This is a genomic window from Pseudomonas sp. Root329 (assembly GCF_001424925.1).
Taxonomy (GTDB): Bacteria; Pseudomonadota; Gammaproteobacteria; order Pseudomonadales; family Pseudomonadaceae; genus Aquipseudomonas; species Aquipseudomonas arabinosi.
In genome coordinates this window covers 357,438-381,027 of record NZ_LMCV01000012.1, presented here as the reverse complement: position 1 = coordinate 381,027, position 23,590 = coordinate 357,438, and the positions used below count along the sequence as shown (strand labels likewise).

General features: G+C 59.6%; 20 protein-coding genes. 11 read left to right on the top strand and 9 right to left on the bottom strand.

Going from position 1 to position 23,590, the window contains the following annotated elements:
- Nucleotides 1-144: 144 nt before the first annotated feature.
- Complete coding sequence (locus ASC74_RS13250) at nucleotides 145-3,786, top strand: hypothetical protein (RefSeq protein ID WP_056741772.1); 3,642 nt, start codon at nucleotides 145-147, stop codon at nucleotides 3,784-3,786.
- Between the two features lie 10 nt (nucleotides 3,787-3,796).
- On the opposite strand, the gene ASC74_RS13245 is transcribed toward ASC74_RS13250, so the two are convergent.
- Nucleotides 3,797-4,384 carry a LysE family translocator gene (locus ASC74_RS13245; protein ID WP_056741771.1) on the bottom strand — a complete coding sequence of 196 codons (588 nt, stop codon included), beginning with the start codon at nucleotides 4,382-4,384 and terminating at the stop codon, nucleotides 3,797-3,799.
- A gap of 170 nt (nucleotides 4,385-4,554) precedes the next feature.
- Here ASC74_RS13245 and ASC74_RS13240 point away from each other — a divergent pair, with 170 nt between their 5' ends.
- The 5 genes from ASC74_RS13240 to ASC74_RS13220 all read left to right on the top strand — a co-directional run bounded on the left by ASC74_RS13240 (nucleotide 4,555) and on the right by ASC74_RS13220 (nucleotide 8,922).
- The gene (locus ASC74_RS13240; RefSeq protein WP_056741770.1) at nucleotides 4,555-5,175 is read left to right on the top strand and encodes a LysE family translocator; all 621 of its coding nucleotides are present in this window, start codon (nucleotides 4,555-4,557) and stop codon (nucleotides 5,173-5,175) included.
- Between the two features lie 73 nt (nucleotides 5,176-5,248).
- Nucleotides 5,249-6,289, top strand: coding sequence for a DMT family transporter (locus ASC74_RS13235; RefSeq protein WP_056741769.1), 1,041 nt, complete (start codon nucleotides 5,249-5,251; stop codon nucleotides 6,287-6,289).
- Nucleotides 6,290-6,370: 81 nt separating this feature from the next.
- Nucleotides 6,371-7,453, top strand: coding sequence for a bifunctional transcriptional activator/DNA repair enzyme AdaA (locus ASC74_RS13230; protein WP_056741768.1), 1,083 nt, complete (start codon nucleotides 6,371-6,373; stop codon nucleotides 7,451-7,453).
- A 43-nt stretch (nucleotides 7,454-7,496) separates the two neighbouring features.
- Nucleotides 7,497-8,300: an isocitrate lyase/PEP mutase family protein gene (locus tag ASC74_RS13225; RefSeq protein WP_056741767.1), complete on the top strand. Its 804-nt coding sequence runs from the start codon at nucleotides 7,497-7,499 to the stop codon at nucleotides 8,298-8,300.
- Nucleotides 8,301-8,304: 4 nt separating this feature from the next.
- On the top strand, nucleotides 8,305-8,922 hold the full coding sequence (locus ASC74_RS13220) for a DNA-3-methyladenine glycosylase family protein (protein ID WP_056741766.1): 618 nt from the start codon (nucleotides 8,305-8,307) through the stop codon (nucleotides 8,920-8,922).
- A 125-nt stretch (nucleotides 8,923-9,047) separates the two neighbouring features.
- Here ASC74_RS13220 and ASC74_RS13215 read toward each other — a convergent pair whose 3' ends face one another.
- From ASC74_RS13215 to ASC74_RS13205, 3 genes are all read right to left on the bottom strand, one after another.
- Nucleotides 9,048-10,145 (bottom strand): extracellular solute-binding protein, encoded by a 1,098-nt coding sequence (locus ASC74_RS13215; RefSeq protein WP_056741765.1) that lies wholly within the window; start codon nucleotides 10,143-10,145, stop codon nucleotides 9,048-9,050.
- Nucleotides 10,146-10,147: 2 nt separating this feature from the next.
- Entirely contained in the window at nucleotides 10,148-11,272 is a 1,125-nt protein-coding gene (gene aguA, locus ASC74_RS13210) for an agmatine deiminase (protein WP_056741764.1), read from the bottom strand.
- 100 nt (nucleotides 11,273-11,372) lie between these two features.
- A complete protein-coding gene (locus tag ASC74_RS13205; RefSeq protein WP_033054579.1) occupies nucleotides 11,373-12,257 on the bottom strand; it encodes a LysR substrate-binding domain-containing protein in 885 nt (294 codons plus the stop codon).
- A 249-nt stretch (nucleotides 12,258-12,506) separates the two neighbouring features.
- Between ASC74_RS13205 and ASC74_RS13200 the strand changes: the two genes are divergently transcribed.
- The 3 genes from ASC74_RS13200 to ASC74_RS13190 all read left to right on the top strand — a co-directional run bounded on the left by ASC74_RS13200 (nucleotide 12,507) and on the right by ASC74_RS13190 (nucleotide 14,335).
- The gene (locus tag ASC74_RS13200) at nucleotides 12,507-12,911 is read left to right on the top strand and encodes a PaaI family thioesterase (protein ID WP_033054578.1); all 405 of its coding nucleotides are present in this window, start codon (nucleotides 12,507-12,509) and stop codon (nucleotides 12,909-12,911) included.
- A gap of 46 nt (nucleotides 12,912-12,957) precedes the next feature.
- A complete protein-coding gene (locus ASC74_RS13195) occupies nucleotides 12,958-13,446 on the top strand; it encodes a GFA family protein (protein WP_056741763.1) in 489 nt (162 codons plus the stop codon).
- Between the two features lie 100 nt (nucleotides 13,447-13,546).
- Nucleotides 13,547-14,335: a MipA/OmpV family protein gene (locus ASC74_RS13190; protein ID WP_056741762.1), complete on the top strand. Its 789-nt coding sequence runs from the start codon at nucleotides 13,547-13,549 to the stop codon at nucleotides 14,333-14,335.
- Between the two features lie 42 nt (nucleotides 14,336-14,377).
- Here ASC74_RS13190 and ASC74_RS13185 read toward each other — a convergent pair whose 3' ends face one another.
- The 3 genes from ASC74_RS13185 to ASC74_RS13175 form a co-directional block, all read right to left on the bottom strand.
- Nucleotides 14,378-15,664: an ATP-binding protein gene (locus tag ASC74_RS13185; protein ID WP_056741761.1), complete on the bottom strand. Its 1,287-nt coding sequence runs from the start codon at nucleotides 15,662-15,664 to the stop codon at nucleotides 14,378-14,380.
- Nucleotides 15,665-16,372 (bottom strand): winged helix-turn-helix domain-containing protein, encoded by a 708-nt coding sequence (locus tag ASC74_RS13180; RefSeq protein ID WP_046048982.1) that lies wholly within the window; start codon nucleotides 16,370-16,372, stop codon nucleotides 15,665-15,667. It lies immediately after the preceding gene.
- Nucleotides 16,373-16,527: 155 nt separating this feature from the next.
- Nucleotides 16,528-17,136: a tRNA-(ms[2]io[6]A)-hydroxylase gene (locus tag ASC74_RS13175; RefSeq protein ID WP_056741760.1), complete on the bottom strand. Its 609-nt coding sequence runs from the start codon at nucleotides 17,134-17,136 to the stop codon at nucleotides 16,528-16,530.
- Between the two features lie 160 nt (nucleotides 17,137-17,296).
- Here ASC74_RS13175 and ASC74_RS13170 point away from each other — a divergent pair, with 160 nt between their 5' ends.
- Entirely contained in the window at nucleotides 17,297-18,160 is an 864-nt protein-coding gene (locus ASC74_RS13170; protein ID WP_056741759.1) for a universal stress protein, read from the top strand.
- Between the two features lie 129 nt (nucleotides 18,161-18,289).
- Here ASC74_RS13170 and ASC74_RS13165 read toward each other — a convergent pair whose 3' ends face one another.
- On the bottom strand, nucleotides 18,290-18,760 hold the full coding sequence (locus ASC74_RS13165) for a DUF1289 domain-containing protein (protein ID WP_033054572.1): 471 nt from the start codon (nucleotides 18,758-18,760) through the stop codon (nucleotides 18,290-18,292).
- A gap of 408 nt (nucleotides 18,761-19,168) precedes the next feature.
- On the opposite strand from ASC74_RS13165, the gene acnB reads away from it, so the two are divergent.
- A complete protein-coding gene (gene acnB, locus ASC74_RS13160) occupies nucleotides 19,169-21,778 on the top strand; it encodes a bifunctional aconitate hydratase 2/2-methylisocitrate dehydratase (RefSeq protein ID WP_056741758.1) in 2,610 nt (869 codons plus the stop codon).
- A 51-nt stretch (nucleotides 21,779-21,829) separates the two neighbouring features.
- Here the strand turns inward: acnB and ASC74_RS13155 are convergent, their stop codons facing one another.
- Complete coding sequence (locus ASC74_RS13155; RefSeq protein WP_056741757.1) at nucleotides 21,830-23,506, bottom strand: SulP family inorganic anion transporter; 1,677 nt, start codon at nucleotides 23,504-23,506, stop codon at nucleotides 21,830-21,832.
- Nucleotides 23,507-23,590: the final 84 nt, after the last annotated feature.

Here is a 23,590-nt window from a genome sequence, read left to right as displayed (position 1 = left end):
ATTAAACAACGAAACACACAGACATATAAATACAATTACTTATCACCTCCTCAACCCCCACCATCAAAACCTCTCAACCTTCAACCAACTAGTTTTTTAACACTCCATAAATTTTACAATCTTCAGGAATATTTATATTCAACTATGAAAACTCAAGGAATCCTGTCCGAAAGCACTCCAAACGGCCGTCAAAAACAAGCAATCACTACCGTCGTCAGTCAAGCCCTTGGTAACGAGACACTCCAGGACCTCGGGTGGTCATGGAACAACATTGCGGCCACCTGCATTCCCGGTTCCGATTTCGATCAGGTTCATCGTTCCGCCAGTGTTTACTTGTACAACCTGACCCGACATCCCGACTTTCTGACAATCCGCGCCTCGAAGTCCATACCGCCGCACGCCGTTTTCCTCGTCGATGAAGGCGGCCGGCTGTATTACTCCTGGCCGAACTCCAGCACTCTGAACGATGTCACCACTGCCTGGTTTTCGCCCATGGACATCACTTCCCATGTGCTAGCCATTGCAACTATCAACGAAGAATTAAAACGGTTGGCGAACATGGCAAAGTTGACCGGCGGCTGGGTAGCCACCGGCGATAAAATGGTCGTCAGTCAATGGTTGCGCTTTCATCATTTGCCACTACCCACCGATGAAGAAAGTACCAAAGCGCTGATTGACCTGCTCAACTTCGCCGTTATACCGGACCTGCCGGACACGGGTAATTACTGGGAGCTGCTGGACGCTCCAGAGGATTCGCCCTTCGAGTTAACCAAGAGTAAACGCGCGATTATTCGTGACATCACCGCGCAACTGACCAGCAACGAAATGCCGTTGGCCGAATACTTTGGCGCATCGCTGGTGTTGGAAAACGCAGGATCGGACAAGCAGCCACAGAGCCTCGAGTACCGCTTGCAACGGCTGATCAGCGATGCGCGCCTGCAGGATGAAACAGGGCAAAACTACATTGATGCGCTGGGTTGGTTCACCGACGAGTCAGGCGCCAAGGCGTCGAAACAATTTGTTGATCAGTTGCTGATCGCCGCCATGCTGCTGGACCTCGATCCCGAGATAGACACGGCCAACACGACGCTTGCAGGGTTCAACCTTTACTCCTCGGCCCAGGTTCAGCGCCGGCCTTGCGATGTCCGCAATGACCTGAAAGCGCATCTGATTCAACGTTTCAAGCTCAACGAACTCATCGCCCCTCTGGTGGCCGAACTGGCATTGGCGGGTATGGCACCGGAGTATCTGGTGCGCGAATTACCCCCGTCGTTGGTGGTCGGAACCGCGGGCTGGGTCATCCTCTGCCAAGCCGTGGGCTTGGCCGAAAGCATTGTTCCCGGTTGCTCCCGGCGCATGACCTATGAACACTTGCTGGGCTTTAGCCCGATCTCGGGGCTCACCCCGCCACTCAACGATTTGCACGCCATGGCGGGGATTGACCCGGTCGTTACGTGGGCATTGATGAATGGACTGGTCCAACGCGACGCGGATGGCAACCTGAGCATCGAAACGATCAATAAAGGCATCAAGGCCTATAACGAGCATGTCGAGACGCTGTCTACCGCGCTTAACGCGATCAACAAGCCCATTCCCCGGCGCAAAGCCCTCGCATTGAAAGAGCTGACATCGGCCGTACCGGCCTGCGACCCTCATGAACGGCTGGTCAAACACTGGGGCTCCGGTGGCGGTGGCGGACGCAAAGTGTCGGTGTTGGACTTGTACATGAGCGACCAACTTCACACGCAAGACTGGGGGCGTACCAGGGGCGACGATATTTATCAGGAGTTCCCCAAACTCAAGCAGCTATACCCGGTTGCCGACCTATATGAAACAGCCGTGCACAATCACTACAGCGATCTGATATCCGGCCTGTCAACCACGATTCGCTATGTATTTTCACAGTTGGAGGAATCCAACAGAAGATTTATCGAACATGGGCGATTGGCTATCTATCGCGTAGAAGCCTACAAACAGCATCTTTACGCAGGATCAATACCCGAGGCGACACGGGAGCGAACGGGCCGTTACGGCGTGATTATTTGTGCGGAATATCAAGGCACGCTGGTTCGTTGCTTCGAGTTGTTCCCGTTGCGCTCTGAATGCCGGAGCACGCCTGAACTCAGGGAGAAAGTCGGTCAATACCTGTTTACTTATGAACGGGACGGCACACGGGGCAACTTTGTCAAAGACAACGGCCTTCTGGATGCGCCACTGGATCTGGATGCCTACTTTGAAAACGCTGCGCCGCGCAGTGATACGACGTCTTCGGTATTCGTGCGCAAGATAGGTGAATTCGACAGTGCGTCGCACCCGACCCTCTCCAATAAACCGATGGCTTACTTCAACGCCGAGCGCATAAAAGCCATCAGCGACCTGATCGCTGAGCAGCACCCCTTCCTGACCGAAAGTGAACTGGCGGACATGGGCCGTGACAGCACGGAACAGGAACTGGCGTCGGAAAAGTTCGATGTCATCTTTAATACGCTGTTGAATTTGATCATTCCGTTCAAGGAATGCATCGAGGGTTTGTCTTCCGGTATTCCGGCCAGGCAGCGGGACGCGATCGCCAGTTGCGTAATGGACGCGGCGGCCGTTGCCTTTGTCTTTGCCAGCGTGCCGGCACAAGTGGGCAAGGCCGTTGGAAAGAGCGCGTCATTGGCCACAAAATTGTTGTCCGCGTCCCGGATTGGCACGCGCACCGTCGTTTCCCTGTTGAACCCGCTGGACGGCATACCGACCCTGCTCAACGGCGGTGTAAAACTGATTGGCAGAGGCGCGATAAAACTCGCCGGCCATACTGCCGCTGCGGCGCATATCGTCAGGGCGCAGCTGTATCGCCTGACAGGCGCCCATTCCTACAACCTGCTGCGCGCCCTCGACCACACCGGTGCGGCCGCGCGGATCCGCATCAGCCTCGACACCGTAGCGCATGCGCGGGCGCTGTTTAAAAGCGATGTGCTCGAAACCGCTGAACATGTGCTCAAGCACCTGCAAGCCAATAGTGCAAAGTTGCCCAAGAACGTTCCCCAAACGGAGCTTCAGCATTTGTTTGAAGGCTCGTTGACCGACCTCGCACGCCAGTCTGACACCGCTCAATCGCTGAAGAAGGTCCTGGATTCGGACGTTGTCGATTCGTTGATCCGCCAGCAAGCGCAAAAGTTTTCCCTGGATAACCTGCGACAGTTCAAGGATCACACGACACTGCCGGAGCTGTTCAACAACCTTCTGGAGGTGGAGTACAAAAACCTGACGACCATGAATCGACATCAAAAAACATTGCTCGCTTCGGACCTTGGCAAAACACCTTACAGCGGCTTTCTCGACGATGTGTCCTTTAACCCGAACCGCTTGACCGACAACGCTGATCGAGCCACTGCCTGGATTCTCAAAGCGTCGAGCTCTCGAAACGAGGTTGATAACATCAGGAACTTACTTCGCGAGTTCAGCGGTAATGGCAAGTCCCTGACCGACCCTGCCGTTTACAAAGAACTGCATCGACGCCTGGTGCCCGAAGCGACAGATGCCTTGCGCAGCCCGACAGCTCAAGCACGTTACCCGTCCAACGTTTCGGGCGCAGCGATGCTGGAAAAACACCTGGCAGCCCTGGATTCGGCTCATGAGCACTTCGGCAAACAGATGCTGGGGGCATTCCTGGGCTACCACAGTTTTGTCGACGGAAATGGCCGCACGGCGCGCGCCATCTATGCCATCACGGAACTGCGAGCCAATCGGTTCAACGCCCTGCCGCTACCGGTAGAAAATGCACTGAGCGGTCTGAGTTGATGCGCAGCGCCTAAACCCGGATCAAATATCCCGCGCACACCACCAAGAGCAACGCCATGCTTCGGTTAAACAACCGCATGCCTTTGGCGTTGCTCAAATACCCGCGTAAAAACGTCCCGGCGTAGACCCAACTGCCGACCGACAGGTAGCAAATCACCAGATACACCGCCGCAAACTGCCAGACCAGCCGCGCCTCGCCATCCGCCACAAAAGCGCCCATGCCGGCCACACAGGCCAGCCAGGCTTTCGGGTTGAGCCATTGCATGACGGCACCGTACACCATCGACGGCGCACGGCCTGACTCCTTCGCATCCAGATGCCCATTGTCGGCGGCCAACTTGAAGGCCATGTACAACAGGAACGCCACACCCGCCCATTGCACCACCTGCGTCAGCGCTGGCCATCGCTGCAACACTTCATGCAGGCCTAATCCCATCAACACCAACAACACAACGAAACCCAGCGTCGCCCCGGCCACATGCCGTTGACTGGCGCGAAAACCAAACTGCGCACCGGAACTCAACGCCACGATGTTCACTGGCCCTGGGGTTATCGAGGCCACCAGTGCAAACGCCGCCATCGAGATAATCAGACTCATCACAGACCTTCTTCAATTCAGTTGAACGAGGCCTCAAGGTAAAGAGCGACCTGATGGCTGTATTGAACAAAATACCCCTCAGCTGTACCGCGACCGACGTCCGCCACTGTATGGGTCAAGCGCCCCCACGCCTGTGATAAAAATACCGTTCCTGCTTTTGGAGCCCCGCCATGGACCTCGCCACCCTCACCCTGTTTCTGCCGGCCTGCTTCGCCCTGAACATGGCGCCCGGACCGAACAACCTGCTGTCGGTCAGCAACTCGACCCGCTACGGCTATCGCATCGCCTGTGTCGCCGGGATCGGTCGGCTGCTCGCGTTCGCCGGCATGATCGCCCTCGCGTCGGCGGGGCTGGCGGTGGTGCTGCAAACGTCGGAGTTGTTGTTCTACGGGATCAAGATTCTGGGGGCAGCGTATCTGCTCTACCTCGCCTGGCAATTGTGGCGCGCGGATCCCGGGGCGGAAAACGTGGTGGCGGGCGCGCCGGTGGGGACGCTGGCGTTGGCGCGGCAAGAGTTCCTGGTGGCGGCCGGCAATCCGAAAGCGATCCTGATCTTCACCGCGTTCCTGCCCCAGTTCGTCGACTCGACCCAAGCCGTATCGCCGCAATTCGCCGTGTTGGGCGCGCTGTTCCTGGTGCTGGAGTGGATCGCCATCGGTGCCTACGCCTACATGGGCCTGCACATGCGCCGCTGGTTCGCCGAACCCCGGGGCAAGCGGATATTCAATCGTTGCTGCGCGGGATTGTTATCGGCAGCGGCTTCGGTGTTGCTGATGGCGCGCCGGGCCTGAAGTTATGGATTGACGGGATGCAACGCAGGTTCAAACTGCGTGTCATCCCGTCTCAATTCCCAACGAGCCTTGAATGAACCTGAACGTTGTCTACGCCCTTGGCGCTGCCGCTCTTTTTGGCGCGAGTACGCCATTGGCCAAGTTGCTGGGCCTGAACCTTTCGCCGATCCTTTTGGCCGGGTTGTTGTACCTCGGCAGTGGTCTGGGCCTGACGCTCGTCAGACTGTTGCGCGACCGAGGCTGGCAGCCTAGCGGCCTGAAATCGTCGGAGTGGCCATGGCTGATCGGTGCCATCGCTTTTGGCGGCGTGCTCGGGCCTGTGGCGCTGATGTTCGGTTTGACCCTGACCTCTGGCGCCACGGCCTCGTTGATGCTCAATCTCGAATCGGTATTGACCGCCGTGCTGGCCTGGGTGGTATTCAAGGAGAACGCTGACCGGCGCATCGTCGCCGGAATGCTGGCAATCGTCGCCGGTGGCTTGCTGCTGGCCTGGCCCCAGAACCCGGCGCAATCACAGGGCTGGATCGGACCGTTGGCGGTAGCGCTGGCCTGCGTCTGCTGGGCGATCGATAACAACCTGACGCGCAAGGTGTCGGCCTCGGATGCCTTGTTTATTGCCGGCATCAAGGGGTTGGTCGCCGGGGCGGTGAACTGTTCTCTGGCGCTGTTGCTCGGCGCAACACTGCCACACATGACGGTGTTGGGGCCTACGTTGATCGTCGGTTTCCTGGGGTATGGCATCAGCCTGGTGTTGTTCGTTCTGGCACTCCGAGGCCTGGGTACTGCGCGTACCGGCGCCTACTTTTCCACGGCACCTTTCCTCGGCGCGGCGATTGCCATCTTGCTGCTGAATGAACCCGTCACGCTGACGTTTTGGGCCGCTTCGCTGTTGATGGGCCTTGGGGTATGGATTCACCTCAAGGAACGTCATGCCCATGAGCATCAACATGAGGCGCTCAAGCATGCTCATCGCCACGTGCATGACGAGCATCATCAACATGAACATTCGTTCCAGTGGGACGGAACCGAGCCCCACAGCCACGAGCATGAACACACGCCGCTGCGCCACAGTCATCCACATTTTCCGGACATCCATCACCGACATAGGCACTAGGCAGTTCCCCATGACGAATGACTGGAATTCTCTGTCGATTTTCCGGTGGAGGCGTTGGACGACGCGCCTTATGCTCACTTCATGAACCTACAAAACACTGTGCTTCCGCCCCACGCCGAGATGGTTCGCGCCATGCTCGAACGAGACACCGCCTACGAGGGGGTGTTCTTTACCGCGGTCAAAACCACCGGCATCTTCTGTCGCCCCAGTTGCACGGCGCGTAAGCCGAAGCCGGAGAACGTCGAGTTCTTCGCCCATGCCGATGAGTGCATGTCCGCGGGCTATCGCGCCTGTCTGCGCTGCAAACCGCTGGACGCGGCGGCCATTGCCCCGGACTGGGTGCAGCGGCTGCTCAAATCGGTGGACACCGATCCCGACCAGCGCTGGACCGATGCCCAGTTACTGGCCGAGGGCATCGAGCCGCTGAAACTGCGCCGCTGGTTCAAGCAGCATTTCGGCATGACCTTTCACGCCTGGCTGCGTACCCGACGCCTCGGCATGGCGTTGGGCGGGATCAAACAGGGCGATTCCATCGACAACGCCGCATTCGACTCGGGCTACGAATCCCTGAGCGGATTTCGCGATGCGTTTCAAAAGTCCTTCAACATCACGCCGGGCCGCGCCGCCAACAGCGAGCCGCTGCTGTTCACTCGCCTGACCACACCGCTGGGGCCGATGATCGCCATGGCCGAACGACGCGGCCTGGTGCTGCTGGAGTTTCTTGATCGGCCAGCGCTGACCAGGGAAGTCGAAGAATTGCAGAATCGATACGGCTATGCGGTCGCGCCAGGACATAACGCGCATTTGCAGCAGATTGAAGCCGAGCTGGCGCAGTATTTCGCCGGCAAACTCACTGACTTCAACGTTCCACTACACTTGCCTGGCAGCGATTTCGCCCGACAGGTCTGGGCCGAACTGGCGAAGATCCCGTACGGCCAGACCAGCACCTACGGCGCCATCGCGGCGTTGTTGGGCAAACCCGGCGCCAGTCGCGCCGTGGGCCTGGCCAACGGGCATAACCGTCTTTCGATTGTCGTGCCCTGTCACCGGGTGATCGGCGCAGACGGCTCGCTGACCGGCTATGGTGGAGGACAACCGCGCAAGGCGTTCTTGCTCAGGCTGGAAAAAGCCGCGGTGCAGATCACGCAACAACTCGCATTCTGATTACTTTCCGGCTTTCTCAATCAGTCATAAGGAAGGACATTCGATGGACAACGTATTTCACCAGTTGCACCACGACGGCTTGCTGATCCTCACCAACGTCGCCGATGCCGCCGGGGCGCGCATCGTGGAACAGCTGGGCTGTAAAGCCGTCGCCACCAGCAGCGCGGCGGTGGCCTGGGCTCACGGTTATCCGGATGGCAATGCCCTGCCCCTAGAGCGCCTGATTTCAACGGTCGAGTCCATCGCCCGGGTGATTTCGGTGCCGTTGACCGTGGACATCGAGGCCGGTTACTCCGATGACCTGACGCGGGTGGCCGACCTCATCGATGCGGTGATTGCCGCCGGGGCCGTCGGGATCAACATCGAGGACGGCGCGTCCCCGCCCGAACTGCTGGTGCGCAAGATCGAAATCGCCCGGCAGGTTGCCAGTCGCCGAAATGTGCAGCTGTTCATCAACGCCCGCAGCGATGTGTACCTCAAGAGCCTGGTGCCCGCCGAAGATCGCGTGGCCGAGACGCTCAGGCGCGCCGCGTTGTATCAGGCGGCCGGTGCCGATGGTTTGTTCGCGGCTGGCGTCACGGCTGAGTACGAAATCGCTGCGCTGTGCCAGGGCACTCCGTTGCCGTTGAACGTCCTCGGGCTCCCCGGCTTGCCATCGCCTGAAGAGCTGCAAGCCCTCGGCGTACGCCGTTTGAGCGCGGGTTCACGCATCGCCGAGTTTCTGTATGGCGCCATGAGCGCACTGGCCAAGAGCTTTCTGGAAACAGGAACACTCGACAGCCGTGATCTGAAGGCCTTCACCTATGGCGAAGTGAACGCCCTGTTGGCGCCGTCCGGGAAAGCTTGACCCCATGCCCGACGCCTATCTGCCCGCCACCGAGTTTCTATCGTCCATCGATGAGGACTGGCGCCGCCACATCGTCGCCGTCGGCCCTTGCCTGCATCAGCCCCATGCGGCTCGCGATCCTTATGAGTCGCTGGTGCGGGCGATTGCCTACCAGCAACTGCATGCAAAGGCTGGGGATGCGATTGTCGGTCGGTTGATCGCGTTGTTTGGGACGGGTGAGTTCCCGAGGCCTGAACAGATTCTAGCGACAGGCTTTGATCAACTGCGCGGTTGCGGGTTTTCCGCTGGCAAGATCGCGACCATTCAGGGCATTGCCCAAGCGGCGCTGGACGGTGTGGTGCCGGATTACACCACGGCACTGGCCATGGAGGATGAAGCCCTGATCGAGCGCCTGATCACCCTGCGTGGGGTTGGGCGCTGGACGGTTGAGATGTTGCTGATTTACAGCCTGGAACGGCCGGACATCTTGCCCGCCGATGATTTCGGTGTGCGTGAGGGGTATCGGCGGATGAAGGGGCTGGAGGTGCAGCCCAATCGCAAGCAGATGATTGAGATCGGGCTGGGGTGGCGTCCGTTTCGGACGGTGGCGGCGTGGTATTTGTGGCGGGTGCCCAACCGGTAGACCGCGTTATCGTTCTTCGCGAGCAAGCCCGCTCCCACATTGGATTTGTGAACTCCCGGGATCCCCTGTAGGAGCGGGCTTGCTCGCGAAGGCGTCAGCACATTCAAAACATCATCCAGTGCCAGTCACAACCCCGACTTCAACCGACTGAACGCCCGAATCAACGCCCGGTTAAACGCCTTGCCATTGTCATTTTTGCTATACAGCGAAGCCCTCACCTCGGCCGACGGATACGTCCCCGGGTCATTGCGAATCGCCGGATCAATCAAGCCGTCCGCCGCCGTAATCGCGTTGGCGTAGTGGATGGTGTCCGTGATCGGCGCAATCACCTCCGGCGTCATCAGATAATCCATCAACGCCAGTCCCGCCTGAGGATGAGGCGCATCCTTGGGAATGACCATCGCGTCGAACCAGATCAACGTGCCCTCTTTCGGTATCTGATAATTCAACTTGAACGGCTTGTTCGCAGCCTCGGCCTGTCCAGCGGCGATGGCCACGTTGCCGTTCCATGACATGGCGACGCAGGTGTTGCCATTGGCCAGGTCGCTGATGTTCAGGTCATTGTCGAAGTAGCGGATGTAGGGCCGGATCTTCGCCAATTGCTGCTCGGCCCGTTTCAGGTCATCGAGGTTCTGGCGGTTGATGTCCAGCCCCATGTACTTCATGACCGCGGCGAACACTTCGTTGGGATCGTTGAGCAAGCTGACCCCGCAATCGGCAAATTTCGACACCACCGCCGGGTCGAACAGCATCGCCCAACTGTCCCGTGGTGCGTCGGGCAGGCGCTTCTTGATTGCCTCTTCCTGATAGCCGACTCCGGTGGTGCCCCAGGCGTAGATCCCGGCGTAGCGATTGCCCGGATCGAACACCGCCATGTGCTGGCGGAACTCGTCACCCACACCGGCAAAATGCGGCAGCTGTTGCGGGTTCAGGGTTTGAATCGCCCCGCTCTGGATCGCCCGGGACAAATGCTGGCCAGCGGTCAGCACCAGGTCATAGCCGCTGCGGCCGGTGAGCAGTTTGGTCTCGACGGTCTCCAGGGAGTCGAAGTGGTCGGCCACCACGTGGATGCCGGTTTTCTTCTCGAAGTTGGTCAGGGTGTCCGGAGCCAGGTACTCGCCCCAGATGTACAGATTGACCACCGGCCTGGTGGTGTCGGCGGCCTGCACACACAGGGGTGCAAGCACCAGCAATAACGCTTGAGTCAGTTTGTGCAGGCCCATTTTCAAACTCCCTTTTTGTTGCAGGCACTGCCTGCATACTGCGGCATGGTGATGCACGCGACGTTACCGCCGCCGAGGAGGATTTCCCGGGAGTTTTCGATACCGACGATTTTGTGTTGCGGGAACAGTTCGGCGAGGGTCGCCATTGCTGCCTGATCGTTGCGATCACCAAACAAAGGCACCACGATCGAGGTGTTGCCGGCGTAGTAGTTGATATACGACGCGCAGATTTTGGTCCCGGCCTGACGGGTGTGCGTGCTGTCTTGCTGATCCAGGCCTTCGGCTTCCTCGGCGGTCCATTCCAGTACATCCGGTTGCGGCAGCTTGTGCACTTTCAGCTCGCGGCCACGGCTGTCGCGGGTGCTGCGCAGGATGTCGTAGGCCTCCTGGTAGATTTCCCATTGCGGGTCATCGCGATTGTCGGTCCATTGCAGCACCACTTCACCGGGGCGCACGAAGCAGGCGAGATCATCGACATGGCCGTCGGTTTCGTCGAATTTGCAGCCCCGTGGCAGCCAGATGATTTGCTCGGCGCCGAGGTAATCGGTGAGTCGGCGGGTGACTTCTTCCTTGCCCAAATGCTGGTTGCGATTGCGGTTGAGCAGGCATTGCTCGGTCGTGAGAATGCTGCCCTGGCCGTCGCTCTGGATACCGCCCAATTCGGCAATCAGCGGCGCGCGGTAGCGGTCGAACCGTTCGATTTCGAGGATTTTGCTGGCGATTTGATCGTCCTTGTCCCACGGGTAATAGAGGCCGCCGTCGAGGCCGCCGTAAGCGTTGAACTCGAAGTCCACGCCGCGCACCTCACCGCTGTCGTCGTTGACCACAAAGCACGGGCCACTGTCACGGAACCAGGTGTCGTTGCAGGTCATTTCCACCACCCGCACTTGCGGCGGCAATTGGCGGCGGGCGGTGGCGAACTGCGCGGCGGAGGCGCACACGGTGACCGGTTCGCTGCGGGAGATGGCGGTGACGATCTGCACCCAGACTTTCTGCGCAGGCTTGGCGCCATTGCGCCAGACGTCGGTGCGCTCCGGCCAGCCGAGCCAGCAACCGGACTTGGTTTCGAACTCGCCGGGCAGACGGAAACCATCGAGTTTGGGGGTGGAGTCGAGCAAACGTGCCATGGTCAAACCTCATCAGCGGGGATTGGAATGACCACAGGCTAAGGTCGCCGGCGCCCTCCTCGCCAACGATGATTATTTCGGAATACTTGAATTCAACTCATCAATCGATCAACTGATCGTTGAACCATTCCAGCATCTGCGCCACTGCCGGGCGCTCCAGCCGCACTCGCTCACACACCAGCGCATATTGGCCGAGTGCAGTCATGCTGGAGGTGAACGGTCGGACCAGGCGACCGCTGAGCAAATCCTCCTGCGCGGTCAAGTTATCGCCCATGGCCACGCCCTGGCCTTGAGCCGCCGCTTCCAGCGCCAAACCGGCGTGGGCGAAATACAGCTGCCGTTCCGGACGCTGATCGCCGGCATGGCTGGTGAGCCAGGCGGTCCAGGTCTTGCCGTCCTGATCGTCGTGCAACAGGCAGTGACGCGCCAGATCCTTCGGAGTTTTCAAGGTGCCCTGGTTGAACAGACCGGGACTGCACACCGGGAAGAACTGCAACGCCGGCAAGGGCCTGACGAAGTAGGCGCTGCTGTCCACCGGGCCGGTGCCGTAAGTGATCGCCAGGTCAATGTCTTCCCCTGGCGCTGTGGCGTCGATCGGTTGTTCATAGAGGTGCAAGGTGATGTGCGGATAGCGTGCGTAGAAATCCGTCAGGCGACTCATCAGCCACTTTTGCGCCAGCTCGGCAGTCACCGCCAGGCGCAACACCGCCAGTGATGACGGGTCACGCAGTTCATCGCAGGCATCACCGATCAGTTCGAAGGCTTGCTGCAAGCTTTGCATCAGGCGCCCGGCGGCCATCGTCGGGCGAATCTGCCGGCCTTCGCGGATGAACAATGTCACGCCCAATTGCTCTTCGAGCTGGCGAATCTGATGGCTGACCGCGCTGTCGGTGACGCACAACTCCGCCGCCGCCCGGCCGAAATGGGCGTGACGGGCGGCGCATTCGAAGGTTCTGAGTGCGGCCAGGGAAGGCAGTCGTCGCATGGCAAAGGCTCCAATAGGAAGGCGCCCATGCTGCCCCGGCCATGGGTGGGCGTCCAGCGGGACCGCGTTATCGTTCTTCGCGAGCAAGCCCGCTCCCACAGGGAAATGCATTTCAAATGTGGGAGCGGGCTTGCTCGCGAAGAGGCCAACACATTCACCACAAATCCAACGCCCCATCACCCTCCCTTATCGACCATGACATCCCCCCAAACCTGGCGCATGTTGCCCCCTCAATCGGAGGGATTCGCCATGCTCAACGCACTCAAACAGATCAATTCAACCTCAGCCTTTAACCGCTGGGCCGGTTTCGAAGTTACTCGCGCAGAAAGCGGCGAAGCCGAGCTCACGATGGCGTTTCGCGAGAGCGATATGGCGCAGTACGCAGGCTTCCTGCACGCCGGACTGATCGGTGCGCTACTCGACACAGCCTGCGGATTCGCAGCCGGAACGGTCGCCGGCAACGTGCTGGCATCGCATTTTTCAGTGAACTGCCTGGCGCCCGCCATCGGCGAAGTGTTCATCGCTAGGGGTCAGGTGGTGAAGGCTGGCAAGAAGCAGGTGTTCGCCCGCGCCGAGCTGTTCGCGCAAACCGGAGATCAACTGAAGCTGGTGGCGACCGGCGATGCGATTCTCGTACCGGTCGAGGGGCGCTGAAGGTCTAGGCTGTCTTGGGTAAGTTCCAGACCTGTCGGAGGTTCCCATGCAGCTCGAAGGTTCCTGCCATTGCGGCGCAGTGTCGTTCAGTTTGACCAGCGCCCACCCCTACCCGTATCAGCGTTGCTACTGCTCGATCTGCCGCAAGACCCAGGGCGGTGGCGGTTATGCGATCAACCTGGGTGGCGATGCCGGCAGCCTGAAGGTGCGCGGTCGCAAGCACATCGCGATTTATCACGCACGACTCAAGGACGAAGGCGATAAACGCGCCCACAGCAGCACCGCCGAGCGGCATTTCTGTTCTCTGTGTGGTTCAGGTTTGTGGCTGTTCAGCCCCGAATGGCCGGAGCTGATTCACCCGTTTGCCTCTGCCATCGACACCCCGCTGCCGGAACCGCCGGAACACACGCATTTGATGCTCGGTTCCAAGGCGCCGTGGGTGGAAGTCGAGGTGCATCCTGGGGATCAGCAGTTCGACGTCTATCCCGAAGAATCCATCGCCGAGTGGCATGAGCGTTTGGGTTTGAGCCGCTAAGCCGGTTCACAGTCTTTGACAGTTTCCCGACAAAGCTGTCAAAGATTGCTGGCCGGCAGCCGCCTAGCATGGGCGCATCCAAACTCCCTCGGGTGCTCCCATGTTTCGCTCGCTATGTCTGTCGTTGACTTCGCTGTGCCTGCTCATTCCCACTGACTCTTTGCGTGCTGAAGACTGGCGCTACACCTTGCGGGCAGGCGCAGCCAGCGTGCCCCGTTACAGCGGCAGTGATGAACGCGTGGTGGCGCCGCTATTGGGCGGTGAAATCGTCAGCCCTTACGGACTCTTTCTGGACACTGAAAAGGGGCTGGGCTGGGCGTTTGACGAGGACGACTTCGGCCTCAGCGTGTACATCGGCGCCAGTGATGTGCGCAAGGATCGCAAGACCGGGTTCAAAGGTTCGGATGAGCTGAACGGCATGGGCTCGATCAAGTCGCGCCCGGCGCTGGGGCTCGACGGGACTTACCACATGGGGCCGATTATTCTCGGTGCGAGTTTTGAGCATGCCTTGGAAAAGGACGATGACGATCACGACACCGGCTCGGCGTGGAACCGCTTGAAACTGAGCATCAGCGCGCCGTTTTATGAGGGTGACCATGGCAAGGTCGTGGGCAGCCTCAATAGCCAGTTTGGTGACAGTAATTACGTGCGCACCTGGTACGGTGTCAGCGATGCCCAAGCGGCGCGCAGTCGGTTCAGGGCTTATGGCACGCATGGCAGGCTGGTGAGTCGTGGGGCGGATTTGACCTGGTCGTTGCCCGTCAATGATCAGTGGAGTGTTTCGACGGTGCTGGCGGTGCAATATCTGGCGAATGATGCGGCGGACAGTCCTATTGTCGAACGGCGGATGCAGACATCGTTGGCTTCGCAGGTGGTTTACACCTTTTGATCGGGTGGTGATGCTGAAGGGGCCAGTAAGAACAATACAAACTTAATCCTGATGCGCCCAGGTCATGCGAAATGACGCCCCGCCCCACGGAGAGTCCACCACTTCCACTTGCCCGCCATGGGATTGCGACACCCGCCTGACCAATGCCAGGCCCAGGCCGAAGCCGCCAGTGCGGCGGTCGCGGCTGGCGTCCAGGCGCGAGAACGGTTCGAAGATTTTCTCCCGCCCGTCCACCGGCACGCCGGGTCCGTCGTCGTTGACCCGCACTTCGTAGTGATCACCGGTGCGCACCAACGACACTTCCACCCGCTCATCGGCATAACGGATGGCATTGCGCAGCAGGTTGATCACCGCCCGGGCCATGAAACGCGGCTCGATACGGACCTCCTCGACCTGACACTCGACAATCAGCAATTGCACACCGGCGGCTTCGGCTTCCAGCGCGACGCTGCCGACCACGCTGTCGAGCCAACTGCTGGCCTGAATGTTTTCCCGGGTGATCACCGTGGCGCCGCGCTCGAGGCTGGCATAGGTGAGCAGTTCGGACACCATCTCTTCCAGTTCCCCGAGGTCGGCGTACATGTCGGCAATCAGTTCACGGTTCTGGGCCGGATCGGGTTGCTGCTTGAGCTGGTCGAGCTCGAACGACAGCCGGGCAATCGGCGTGCGCAGCTCATGGGACACGGCGTTGGTCAGCTCGCGCTGATTGGCGATCAGGCCTTCGATGCGCGCCGCCATCAGGTTGAAGTGTTCGGACAGGTCGCGGATGTTCGAGCGCTTGGACAGCTGGATCCGCGACGACAGATCGTTATCGCCAAAACGCTCGGCCGCCAGACGCAGCTTTTCCAGATCGCGCCAATGCGGCCGTACCCAGAAAAGCAACACGAAACCGATCATCACCGCGATCATCAGATAGGCCGCGGCAATGTAGAACGGCATCAGGCTCGGTTCGGCCGGCAGCTTGATGCTGAGCAGTTGCGAACCGTCGTCAATGCGCGAGATGAACTGCGTGTATTTGTCGCGAATCACCAGCAGGCCCTGGGCCAACTCGGCTTTCTCCTGCTCGGTCAGCGACAATTGATCGGTCTCGACCAAGGTCAGGCCCAAGCCATAGTGAGGGCGCACCGCTTCCAGTTGTCGCTCCCGGGCCGAACCGTCCAGACCGCGCAACTGCTCGGCCAGCGACCAGGCCTGGCCACGCACCGCCTCTCGGTTGTAGCTCTGCATCTGACCGTCGAGCAGCGCATCGAACGTGCGCTCGACGGTTTGCAGCCCCAGAACCAGGCCCACCGTCATCACCAGAAACAACCCTAAAAATAACCGCAGCATTTACAACTCCCACGCAAACGGATTGAACAGGTAACCCTTGCCCCAGACGGTCTTGATGCACACCGGTTCGCGCGGATTGTCCTTGAGCTTGCCCCGTAGTTTGCTGATGTAGACGTCAACGCTGCGGTTGAGACCGTCGAACGCAATGCCACGCATGCGGTTGAGGATGTCGTCGCGGGACAGAGTCTTGCCGGCGGCGCTGGCCAGCAACCACAGCAGTTCGAACTCCATGGTGGTGAGTTCGATGCCCTCACCCGCCAGCCGCACTTCCCGGCAACTGCGGTCGATGCTCAGATGGCCGAACTCCAAAGCGCTGCACACGCCGCTGTCCGGCGTCTGGCGGCGTTGCAAGGCGCGCAACCGGGCCAGCAGAACCGGTGGTTTGATTGGTTTGATCACATAGTCATCGGCGCCGGACTCCAGCCCGAGGATGTGATCAAGGTCGTCTTCCTTGGCGGTAAGAATGACGATCGGCGTGTCGGACACGCTGCGGATCTCGCGGCACACGTGCAGACCGCTCTGGCCCGGCAGCATCAGGTCGAGCACGACGACTTTCGGTTTGAATTCGAGGAACGCGGCCAATGCGAGATCGCCGCGGTGCACCTGGCGGACCTCAAAACCGTGTTGGGACAGGAAATGCGCGATCAGCCCGGAGAGCTTTTCGTCGTCTTCCACCAGCAGTACTTTGCCAAAACCCAGGTTATCCATAACGACCGTCTGCCAGCCCTTGCGTGAAGTGGCCGGCATTATGGCGCCATTCGGTGACCGGACGGTTATCGCAGGCAGCAAAAACCGGCCTCGGGGGCCGGTTTTCGGAGATGTTTCATTCTTTTAAGAGTTTTTTACATTTTCGATCGAAAACGTCAGGCTGCGACTGGCACACCGCTGTGGAAACGGAATTCCACGTCCGGCGACTCGATCAGCTCCTGCTCGGCGGCGCGGACCTTGTCGATCACCTGGACGATGTCCTTGGCGTCACCGTACTGGTAGGCCAGTTTCAGGTAACCCTGGAAATGTCGGGCCTCGCTCTTCAGCAGGCCGAAGTAGAACTTGCCCAGTTCTTCGTCCAGATGCGGCACCAGCGCTTCAAAACGCTCGCAGCTGCGGGCTTCGATAAACGCGCCGACCACCAGCGTGTCCACCAGTTTGACCGGCTCGTGGCTGCGCACCACTTTGCGCAGGCCCGAGGCGTAGCGCCCGGCGGACAGCTGACGCAGCGCGATCTTGCGCTTTTTCATCAGGCGCATGACCTGTTCGTGGTGCACCAGCTCTTCCCGGGCCAGACGCGACATCAGGTTGATCAGATCGACGTGGGAGTGATACTTGGCGATCAGGCTCAACGCAGTACTGGCGGCCTTGAATTCGCAGTTCTTGTGATCGATCAGCAGGGTTTCCTGATCGGCCAGCGCGGCTTGAACCCAGCCATCGGGGGTGCGGCAGCCAAGGAACTCGTGAATTTCGGGAAGGATCATGGGGCTCACGGATAAGAGGTTCAAAATCGAAGGGCGCCGATTATACCGGCCTGCCGGCAGACCACCAGCCGCGACCGTTGATATACATCAAGTCCCGAACGGCCAGCCAGCAACTATAGTTGTCCAACGCAGTATTTTTTACTTCATGGAGATCCCGATCATGCAAGCCATTCGCAGCATTCTGGTGGTCCTCGAACCTGAACACTCGGAAAGCCTGGCGCTCAAACGGGCCAAGCTGATTGCCGGCGTGACCCAGGCTCATCTGCATCTGCTGGTTTGCGACCGCAAGCATGACCACAGCGGCATGTTGGGCGTGCTCAAGGCCGCGCTGATCGAGGACGGCTACAGCGTCACCACCGAGCAGGCGTGGAACGAAAGCCTGCACGAAACCATCGTCGATGTGCAGCAGGCTGAAGGCTGCGGCCTGGTGGTCAAACAGCATTACCCCGACAGTCCGCTGAAAAAAGCCCTGCTGACCCCGGCGGACTGGAAACTGCTGCGTTACTGCCCGACGCCGGTGCTGCTGGTCAAAACCTCGAAACCCTGGACCGGCGGGGTCATTCTGGCGGCGATCGATGTCGGTAATACCGATGGTGAGCACCGCACCTTGCACTCTTGTATTGTCGATCACGGTTACGACATTGCCAGCCTGGCCAAGGCCCATTTGCACGTGGTCAGCGCCCATCCGTCGCCGATGCTGTCGGCGGCCGACCCGACGTTGCAGCTCAGCGAAACCATCGAGGCGCGCTATCGCGAACAGTGCAAATCGTTTCAGGCCGAGTTCGACATTGATGACGAGCACCTGCATATCGAGGAAGGTCCGGCGGATGTGTTGATTCCGTTCATGGTCCACAAGCTGCAGGCGGCGGTGACGGTCATCGGTACCGTGGCGCGGTCCGGGTTGTCAGGGGCGTTGATCGGAAATACGGCGGAAGTGGTGCTGGATGCGGTGGAGAGCGATGTGCTGGTGTTGAAGCCGGATACGATCATGGATCATCTGGAGGAGATCGTGACTCAGCATTGAGGGTTGCGGCGCCAGATAGATCGCCTTCGCGAGCAAGCCCGCTCCCACATGGGATCTGTGTCGTTCACAGATTTCATGTCCCATGGAGCCTCCATGTGGGAGCGGGCTTGCTCGCGAAGCTTTTAAGATTTAACCGCCGAAGGCGTCCCGGAGGAAGCCCGGTGCAATGTAGCGCTGGTAATGCGCCTCGGAGAGCAAAAAGAACTCCCGATCAATAGCATCCCGCAGCTCCGGCAGGTTCCAGTCGCGAAACTCCGGCATCAGCACCATTCCATAGGCTTCCAGATTGTTGATCACTCGCGCCCCCCGGGCGATCAACTGATACGCCCAGCAATATTCCGACTGATGCGGCACAAAGCGGATCTTGCGCTGCTCCAGCTGCAGACGCAGGCGCTGGGGATCGAAAACCTCCAGCTTGCTGGCCATCACCTGGGACAGCAGCAGCTCAAGACGCAGCCACACCGCGCGCTTTTCCTCCTCGTTGTAACCATTCCAGTTGATCACTTCATGGTGGAAACGCTTGCAGCCACGGCACACCAAATCACCGTAAACAGTGGAGCAGAGGCCGACGCAGGGGGTCTTGATGGTCTGATTGGGCATAGGTTGGGAGAGCACGGGAAAGCAGAACAGGTCGGCATGTTAGCCCTTTGTCTAACATTCATCACCCCTCAAAGTTCAGGGCCTAACTTACCTTTAATTTTTTTTTGCCGTAGAATCAGCCAGCCTTTTAAGGCGCCAATGTCCGTTAGAAGCTGTTTTCAAAGCGTCACGAGCACAGTCGTTCCTTCAGAGCGGTGTTGGCGAAGGGTTTTTCCAGCGGGGAAAAGCCCAACGCCAACCCTCATCAGCTCCCCGTTCTGCAGGCGTAAAACTTTGAAAGCAGCTTCTGTAAGGAATTGTCGGTAATTCTGGCTAAGTGGCCCACAACGCCACGCAGCGCATGAGTACGGCAATTTCGGGATGAGCGTCCCGGACACCCATTTGGGACCACTGATGAGGGTAATAACTGTGCTTGAAGCCTACCGCAAACATATCGAAGAGCGTGCAGCACTGGGTATCGTTCCCCAGCCGCTAAACGCCGAACAAACTGCAGGCCTGGTCGAGCTGCTGAAGAATCCCCCGGCTGGCGAAGAAGCTTTCCTCGTTGACCTGATCACCAATCGCATTCCGCCAGGTGTGGACGAAGCAGCCTATGTAAAGGCCGGTTTCCTGTCTGCCCTCGCCAAAGGCGAAGCAAAATCCCCTCTGATCGACAAGAAACGCGCTGTTGAACTGCTCGGCACCATGCAGGGCGGCTACAACATCGTGACGCTGGTCAATCTGCTGGAAGACGCCGAGCTGGCGCCAGTCGCTGCCAAAGAACTCAAGCACACCCTGCTGATGTTCGACGCTTTCCACGACGTCGCTGAAAAAGCCAAGAACGGCAACGTTCACGCTAAAGGCGTGCTGCAATCCTGGGCTGACGGCGAGTGGTTCAAGAACCGCCCGGTGCTGGCCGACAAGATCAGCCTGCGCGTGTTCAAGGTCACCGGCGAAACCAACACCGACGACCTGTCCCCTGCTCCTGATGCCTGGTCCCGTCCGGACATCCCGCTGCACGCCCTCGCCATGCTGAAAATGGCCCGTGAAGGCATCGTGCCTGACGCCCAGGGCGTCACCGGTCCGATGAAGCAGATCGAAGAAATGCGCAACGCCGGCTTCCCGATCGCCTACGTTGGCGACGTGGTCGGTACCGGTTCTTCGCGTAAATCCGCGACCAACTCGGTGCTGTGGTTCTTCGGCGACGACGTTCCTTTCGTGCCGAACAAGCGTGCCGGTGGTTTCTGCTTCGGCAGCAAAATCGCTCCGATCTTCTACAACACCATGGAAGATGCTGGCGCACTGCCAATCGAATTCGACGTCACCAACATGAACATGGGCGACGTGATCGACCTGTACCCGCATGCTGGCAAAGTCTGCAAACACGGCACTGACGAAGTCCTGACCACCTTCGAAATGAAGACACCGGTGCTGTTGGACGAAGTTCGTGCTGGCGGCCGTATCCCGCTGATCATCGGCCGTGGCTTGACCGACAAGGCCCGTGCCGAATTGGGCCTGGGCCCTACCGACCTGTTCAAACTGCCTGAAGCACCTGTCGACACCGGCAAGGGCTTCACCCTGGCACAGAAAATGGTCGGCAAGGCTTGCGGTCTGCCAGAAGGCAAAGGCGTTCGCCCAGGTACTTACTGCGAACCGAAAATGACCACCGTCGGTTCTCAGGACACCACCGGTCCTATGACCCGTGACGAACTGAAAGACCTGGCGTGCCTGGGCTTCTCGACCGATCTGGTAATGCAGTCCTTCTGCCACACCGCGGCTTACCCTAAGCCGATCGACGTGACCACCCACCACACCCTGCCAGACTTCATCATGACCCGCGGCGGCGTTTCCCTGCGTCCGGGCGACGGCATCATCCACAGCTGGCTGAACCGTATGCTGCTGCCGGACACCGTCGGTACCGGTGGTGACTCGCACACCCGTTTCCCGATGGGCATTTCGTTCCCGGCCGGTTCCGGTCTGGTAGCGTTTGCCGCAGCCACTGGCGTTATGCCGCTAGACATGCCGGAATCGATCCTGGTGCGCTTCAAAGGCAAAATGCAACCGGGCGTCACCCTGCGTGACCTGGTTCACGCCATTCCTTACTTCGCGATTCAGGCTGGCCTGCTGACCGTCGAGAAGAAAGGCAAGAAGAACGCCTTCTCCGGCCGCATCCTGGAAATCGAAGGCCTGGACAACCTGAGCATCGAGCAAGCTTTCGAGCTGTCCGACGCCTCGGCCGAACGTTCGGCTGCCGGTTGCACCATCAAGCTGTCGAAAGAGTCGATCACCGAGTACCTGAGCTCCAACGTCACCCTGCTGCGCTGGATGATCGGCGAAGGCTACGGCGATGCGCGTACCCTGGAACGTCGTGCTCAAGCGATGGAAGCCTGGATCGCCAACCCTGAGTTGATGGTTGCCGATGCTGACGCCGAATACGCTGAAATCATCGAAATCGACCTGGCCGACATCAAAGAGCCTGTGCTCTGCGCACCAAACGATCCGGACGACGCCCGTCTGCTGTCCAGCGTTGCTGGCGAGAAGATCGACGAAGTATTCATCGGTTCGTGCATGACCAACATCGGTCACTTCCGCGCTGCCGGCAAGTTGCTGGAACAGGTCAAAGGTCAGCTTCCAACCCGTCTGTGGCTGTCGCCGCCGACCAAAATGGACGCTCACCAGCTGACCGAAGAAGGCTACTACGGCATCTACGGCAAGGCCGGCGCTCGCATGGAAATGCCAGGCTGCTCGCTGTGCATGGGTAACCAGGCACGTGTAGAGCCGAACTCGACTGTTGTGTCGACGTCGACCCGTAACTTCCCGAACCGTCTGGGTGACGGCGCGAACGTCTACCTGGCTTCGGCCGAGCTGGCGTCTGTTGCTTCCATCCTGGGTCGCCTGCCGACCGTCGAGGAGTACATGGAATACGCTGGCAAGATCGACAGCATGGCGGCCGATGTTTACCGCTACCTGTCCTTCGACCAGATCGCCGAGTTCCGTGAAGCTGCTGCGAACGCCAACATCCCGGTCGTTCAAGCCTAACGCTGCAACGCAATAAAATACGCCGCCCATCGTGAGATGAGCGGCGTTTTTTTATGCCTGCGAAAGGTGCCCGTTTGCCTGAAGTGCTTGTTGCACAGCGCCGTCGACGCTCAAGTCACTGAAGATTATCTGTGCTCGCTCCTGCGCCGGCAACTTCGAGAGAACGGCCTGAGCCTGATGCTTGAGCCGCGCCAGAATCAGCAATTTGTCTTCGGCACGCACCTGCAAAAAGAACGTTTCCAGCGCTTCGATACTCGTGCCATCCAGGTCGGGCGTCTCCTCCAGGCTGAGAATAATCGTATGAACCGGCGTTAACGCGTGGCGGGCCAGATGCAATGCACCGCCGAGAATGCGCTCCACGTTCGCGAAAAATAACGCTTCGCTCGGTCTTACAATCAGCACACCGGGGATCTCGCGAGCCTGAGGGTGGCGCTGCAGATCGACAAAATCATGACCGCTGCCTATCTGCCCCAGCACTTGAATATCTGCCGAAGACATTTGCTTGAGCATCAGCACCACGCTGATCACCACCGCCACCAACAAACCGTCCAGTACACCCAGCACCAGCACCGCCGCCACCGCGCAAATCACCAGCAGACGGTCGCGACGCCAGACGAAATACCGGCCCAAGGGCTGCAGGCTCAAGCCACGCGCCAATGCGTGAATGACGATGGCCGCCAGTACCGGCTCGGGGGTCAGGGCAATCCAGGGCAACACCGTCAAGACGATGAGCAACACCACCCCCGCCGCTACCGCGCCCGCCAGACGCGAGCCGGCACCCGCCGCCTCATTGGCCGACGTCGCAGAGTAACCGGCGCCCGCCGGCATGCCATGGAACAGGCCCGACAGCAAATTGGCTGCACCGAGTGCCAGCAGATCGCGGTTCGAGGACACACGGTCGCCGTGCTTGAGCGCAAACGAGGTGATCGATCCGTAAGACTCGGCGTACAGAATCATCACCATGGCAAACGCCAATTCGCCCAGGCGCAACCAGTCGGCAAACGGCAACACAGGAAGGCGCGGCACCTCCAGGCTCAGGTCGATCACGCCGATCAGCTTCACCCCGTAGGCCGGCAAGTTCAGCCATTGGCCGGCCGCGATGCCGAGCGCCACCACCAGCAAACCTCCCGGCAAACGCCTGACCCGCGCGCACAGCCACAACACCAGCAAGGACACCGCCGCCACGAGCGCGCCGACCCGGTTCCACTGCGGTAATTGCTCAAGCAGTTGCGGCACGAAACGGATCAGGTTGCCATTGTTCAAGTGCACATCGACGATGCTCGCCACTTGCTTGAGGATGATCGTCACTGCGAGGCCGAAGGCAAAGCCTCGCAGCACCGGTTTGGCAATAAACGACGTCACGCTGCCGAGTTTGAACAATCCTGCCAGCAGGAAAAACCCACCCGTCACCAGCACCAGACCGATCGCCAGAGTCATGCGCAGGCCCGAGTCACCATTGGCCAACGTGGCTGTGGCGGCGGCCAGTACCGCCGCCGAAGACGACGTAGCAGAAACGATGGCAAAGCGACTGGTGCCCAGCAGCCCGTAGCACAGCAGACCGGCAAATAACGCAATGACACCCGCCTGTGGCGGCAACGCGGCAATGCTTGAATAGGCGACCGCCTCAGGCAATAACAAACCGGCAATCGACAATCCGGCCACTACGTCCAGCCAGCGGTTTGGCCTGTCGGCACGAGGTTGCGCCGATGCGCCGTGGGCACGAGCCATGAAGCGTCTCCAGAGAAAGATAGACTGGCCGGGGAAAGTCCTCGGCAAACGCTCTATGACGCGTTTATGCAACCTCAAGCTTAA

What these genes read in the sequence shown, in the direction of transcription:
- ASC74_RS13250 (WP_056741772.1), top strand. Translation starts at nt 145, where the DNA reads ATGAAAACTCAAGGAATCCTGTCCGAAAGCACTCCAAACGGCCGTCAA.
- ASC74_RS13245 (WP_056741771.1), bottom strand. Translation starts at nt 4,384, where the DNA reads ATGAGTCTGATTATCTCGATGGCGGCGTTTGCACTGGTGGCCTCGATA.
- ASC74_RS13240 (WP_056741770.1), top strand. Translation starts at nt 4,555, where the DNA reads ATGGACCTCGCCACCCTCACCCTGTTTCTGCCGGCCTGCTTCGCCCTG.
- ASC74_RS13235 (WP_056741769.1), top strand. Translation starts at nt 5,249, where the DNA reads ATGAACCTGAACGTTGTCTACGCCCTTGGCGCTGCCGCTCTTTTTGGC.
- ASC74_RS13230 (WP_056741768.1), top strand. Translation starts at nt 6,371, where the DNA reads ATGAACCTACAAAACACTGTGCTTCCGCCCCACGCCGAGATGGTTCGC.
- ASC74_RS13225 (WP_056741767.1), top strand. Translation starts at nt 7,497, where the DNA reads ATGGACAACGTATTTCACCAGTTGCACCACGACGGCTTGCTGATCCTC.
- ASC74_RS13220 (WP_056741766.1), top strand. Translation starts at nt 8,305, where the DNA reads ATGCCCGACGCCTATCTGCCCGCCACCGAGTTTCTATCGTCCATCGAT.
- ASC74_RS13215 (WP_056741765.1), bottom strand. Translation starts at nt 10,145, where the DNA reads ATGGGCCTGCACAAACTGACTCAAGCGTTATTGCTGGTGCTTGCACCC.
- aguA (WP_056741764.1), bottom strand. Translation starts at nt 11,272, where the DNA reads ATGGCACGTTTGCTCGACTCCACCCCCAAACTCGATGGTTTCCGTCTG.
- ASC74_RS13205 (WP_033054579.1), bottom strand. Translation starts at nt 12,257, where the DNA reads ATGCGACGACTGCCTTCCCTGGCCGCACTCAGAACCTTCGAATGCGCC.
- ASC74_RS13200 (WP_033054578.1), top strand. Translation starts at nt 12,507, where the DNA reads ATGCTCAACGCACTCAAACAGATCAATTCAACCTCAGCCTTTAACCGC.
- ASC74_RS13195 (WP_056741763.1), top strand. Translation starts at nt 12,958, where the DNA reads ATGCAGCTCGAAGGTTCCTGCCATTGCGGCGCAGTGTCGTTCAGTTTG.
- ASC74_RS13190 (WP_056741762.1), top strand. Translation starts at nt 13,547, where the DNA reads ATGTTTCGCTCGCTATGTCTGTCGTTGACTTCGCTGTGCCTGCTCATT.
- ASC74_RS13185 (WP_056741761.1), bottom strand. Translation starts at nt 15,664, where the DNA reads ATGCTGCGGTTATTTTTAGGGTTGTTTCTGGTGATGACGGTGGGCCTG.
- ASC74_RS13180 (WP_046048982.1), bottom strand. Translation starts at nt 16,372, where the DNA reads ATGGATAACCTGGGTTTTGGCAAAGTACTGCTGGTGGAAGACGACGAA.
- ASC74_RS13175 (WP_056741760.1), bottom strand. Translation starts at nt 17,136, where the DNA reads ATGATCCTTCCCGAAATTCACGAGTTCCTTGGCTGCCGCACCCCCGAT.
- ASC74_RS13170 (WP_056741759.1), top strand. Translation starts at nt 17,297, where the DNA reads ATGCAAGCCATTCGCAGCATTCTGGTGGTCCTCGAACCTGAACACTCG.
- ASC74_RS13165 (WP_033054572.1), bottom strand. Translation starts at nt 18,760, where the DNA reads ATGCCCAATCAGACCATCAAGACCCCCTGCGTCGGCCTCTGCTCCACT.
- ASC74_RS13155 (WP_056741757.1), bottom strand. Translation starts at nt 23,506, where the DNA reads ATGGCTCGTGCCCACGGCGCATCGGCGCAACCTCGTGCCGACAGGCCA.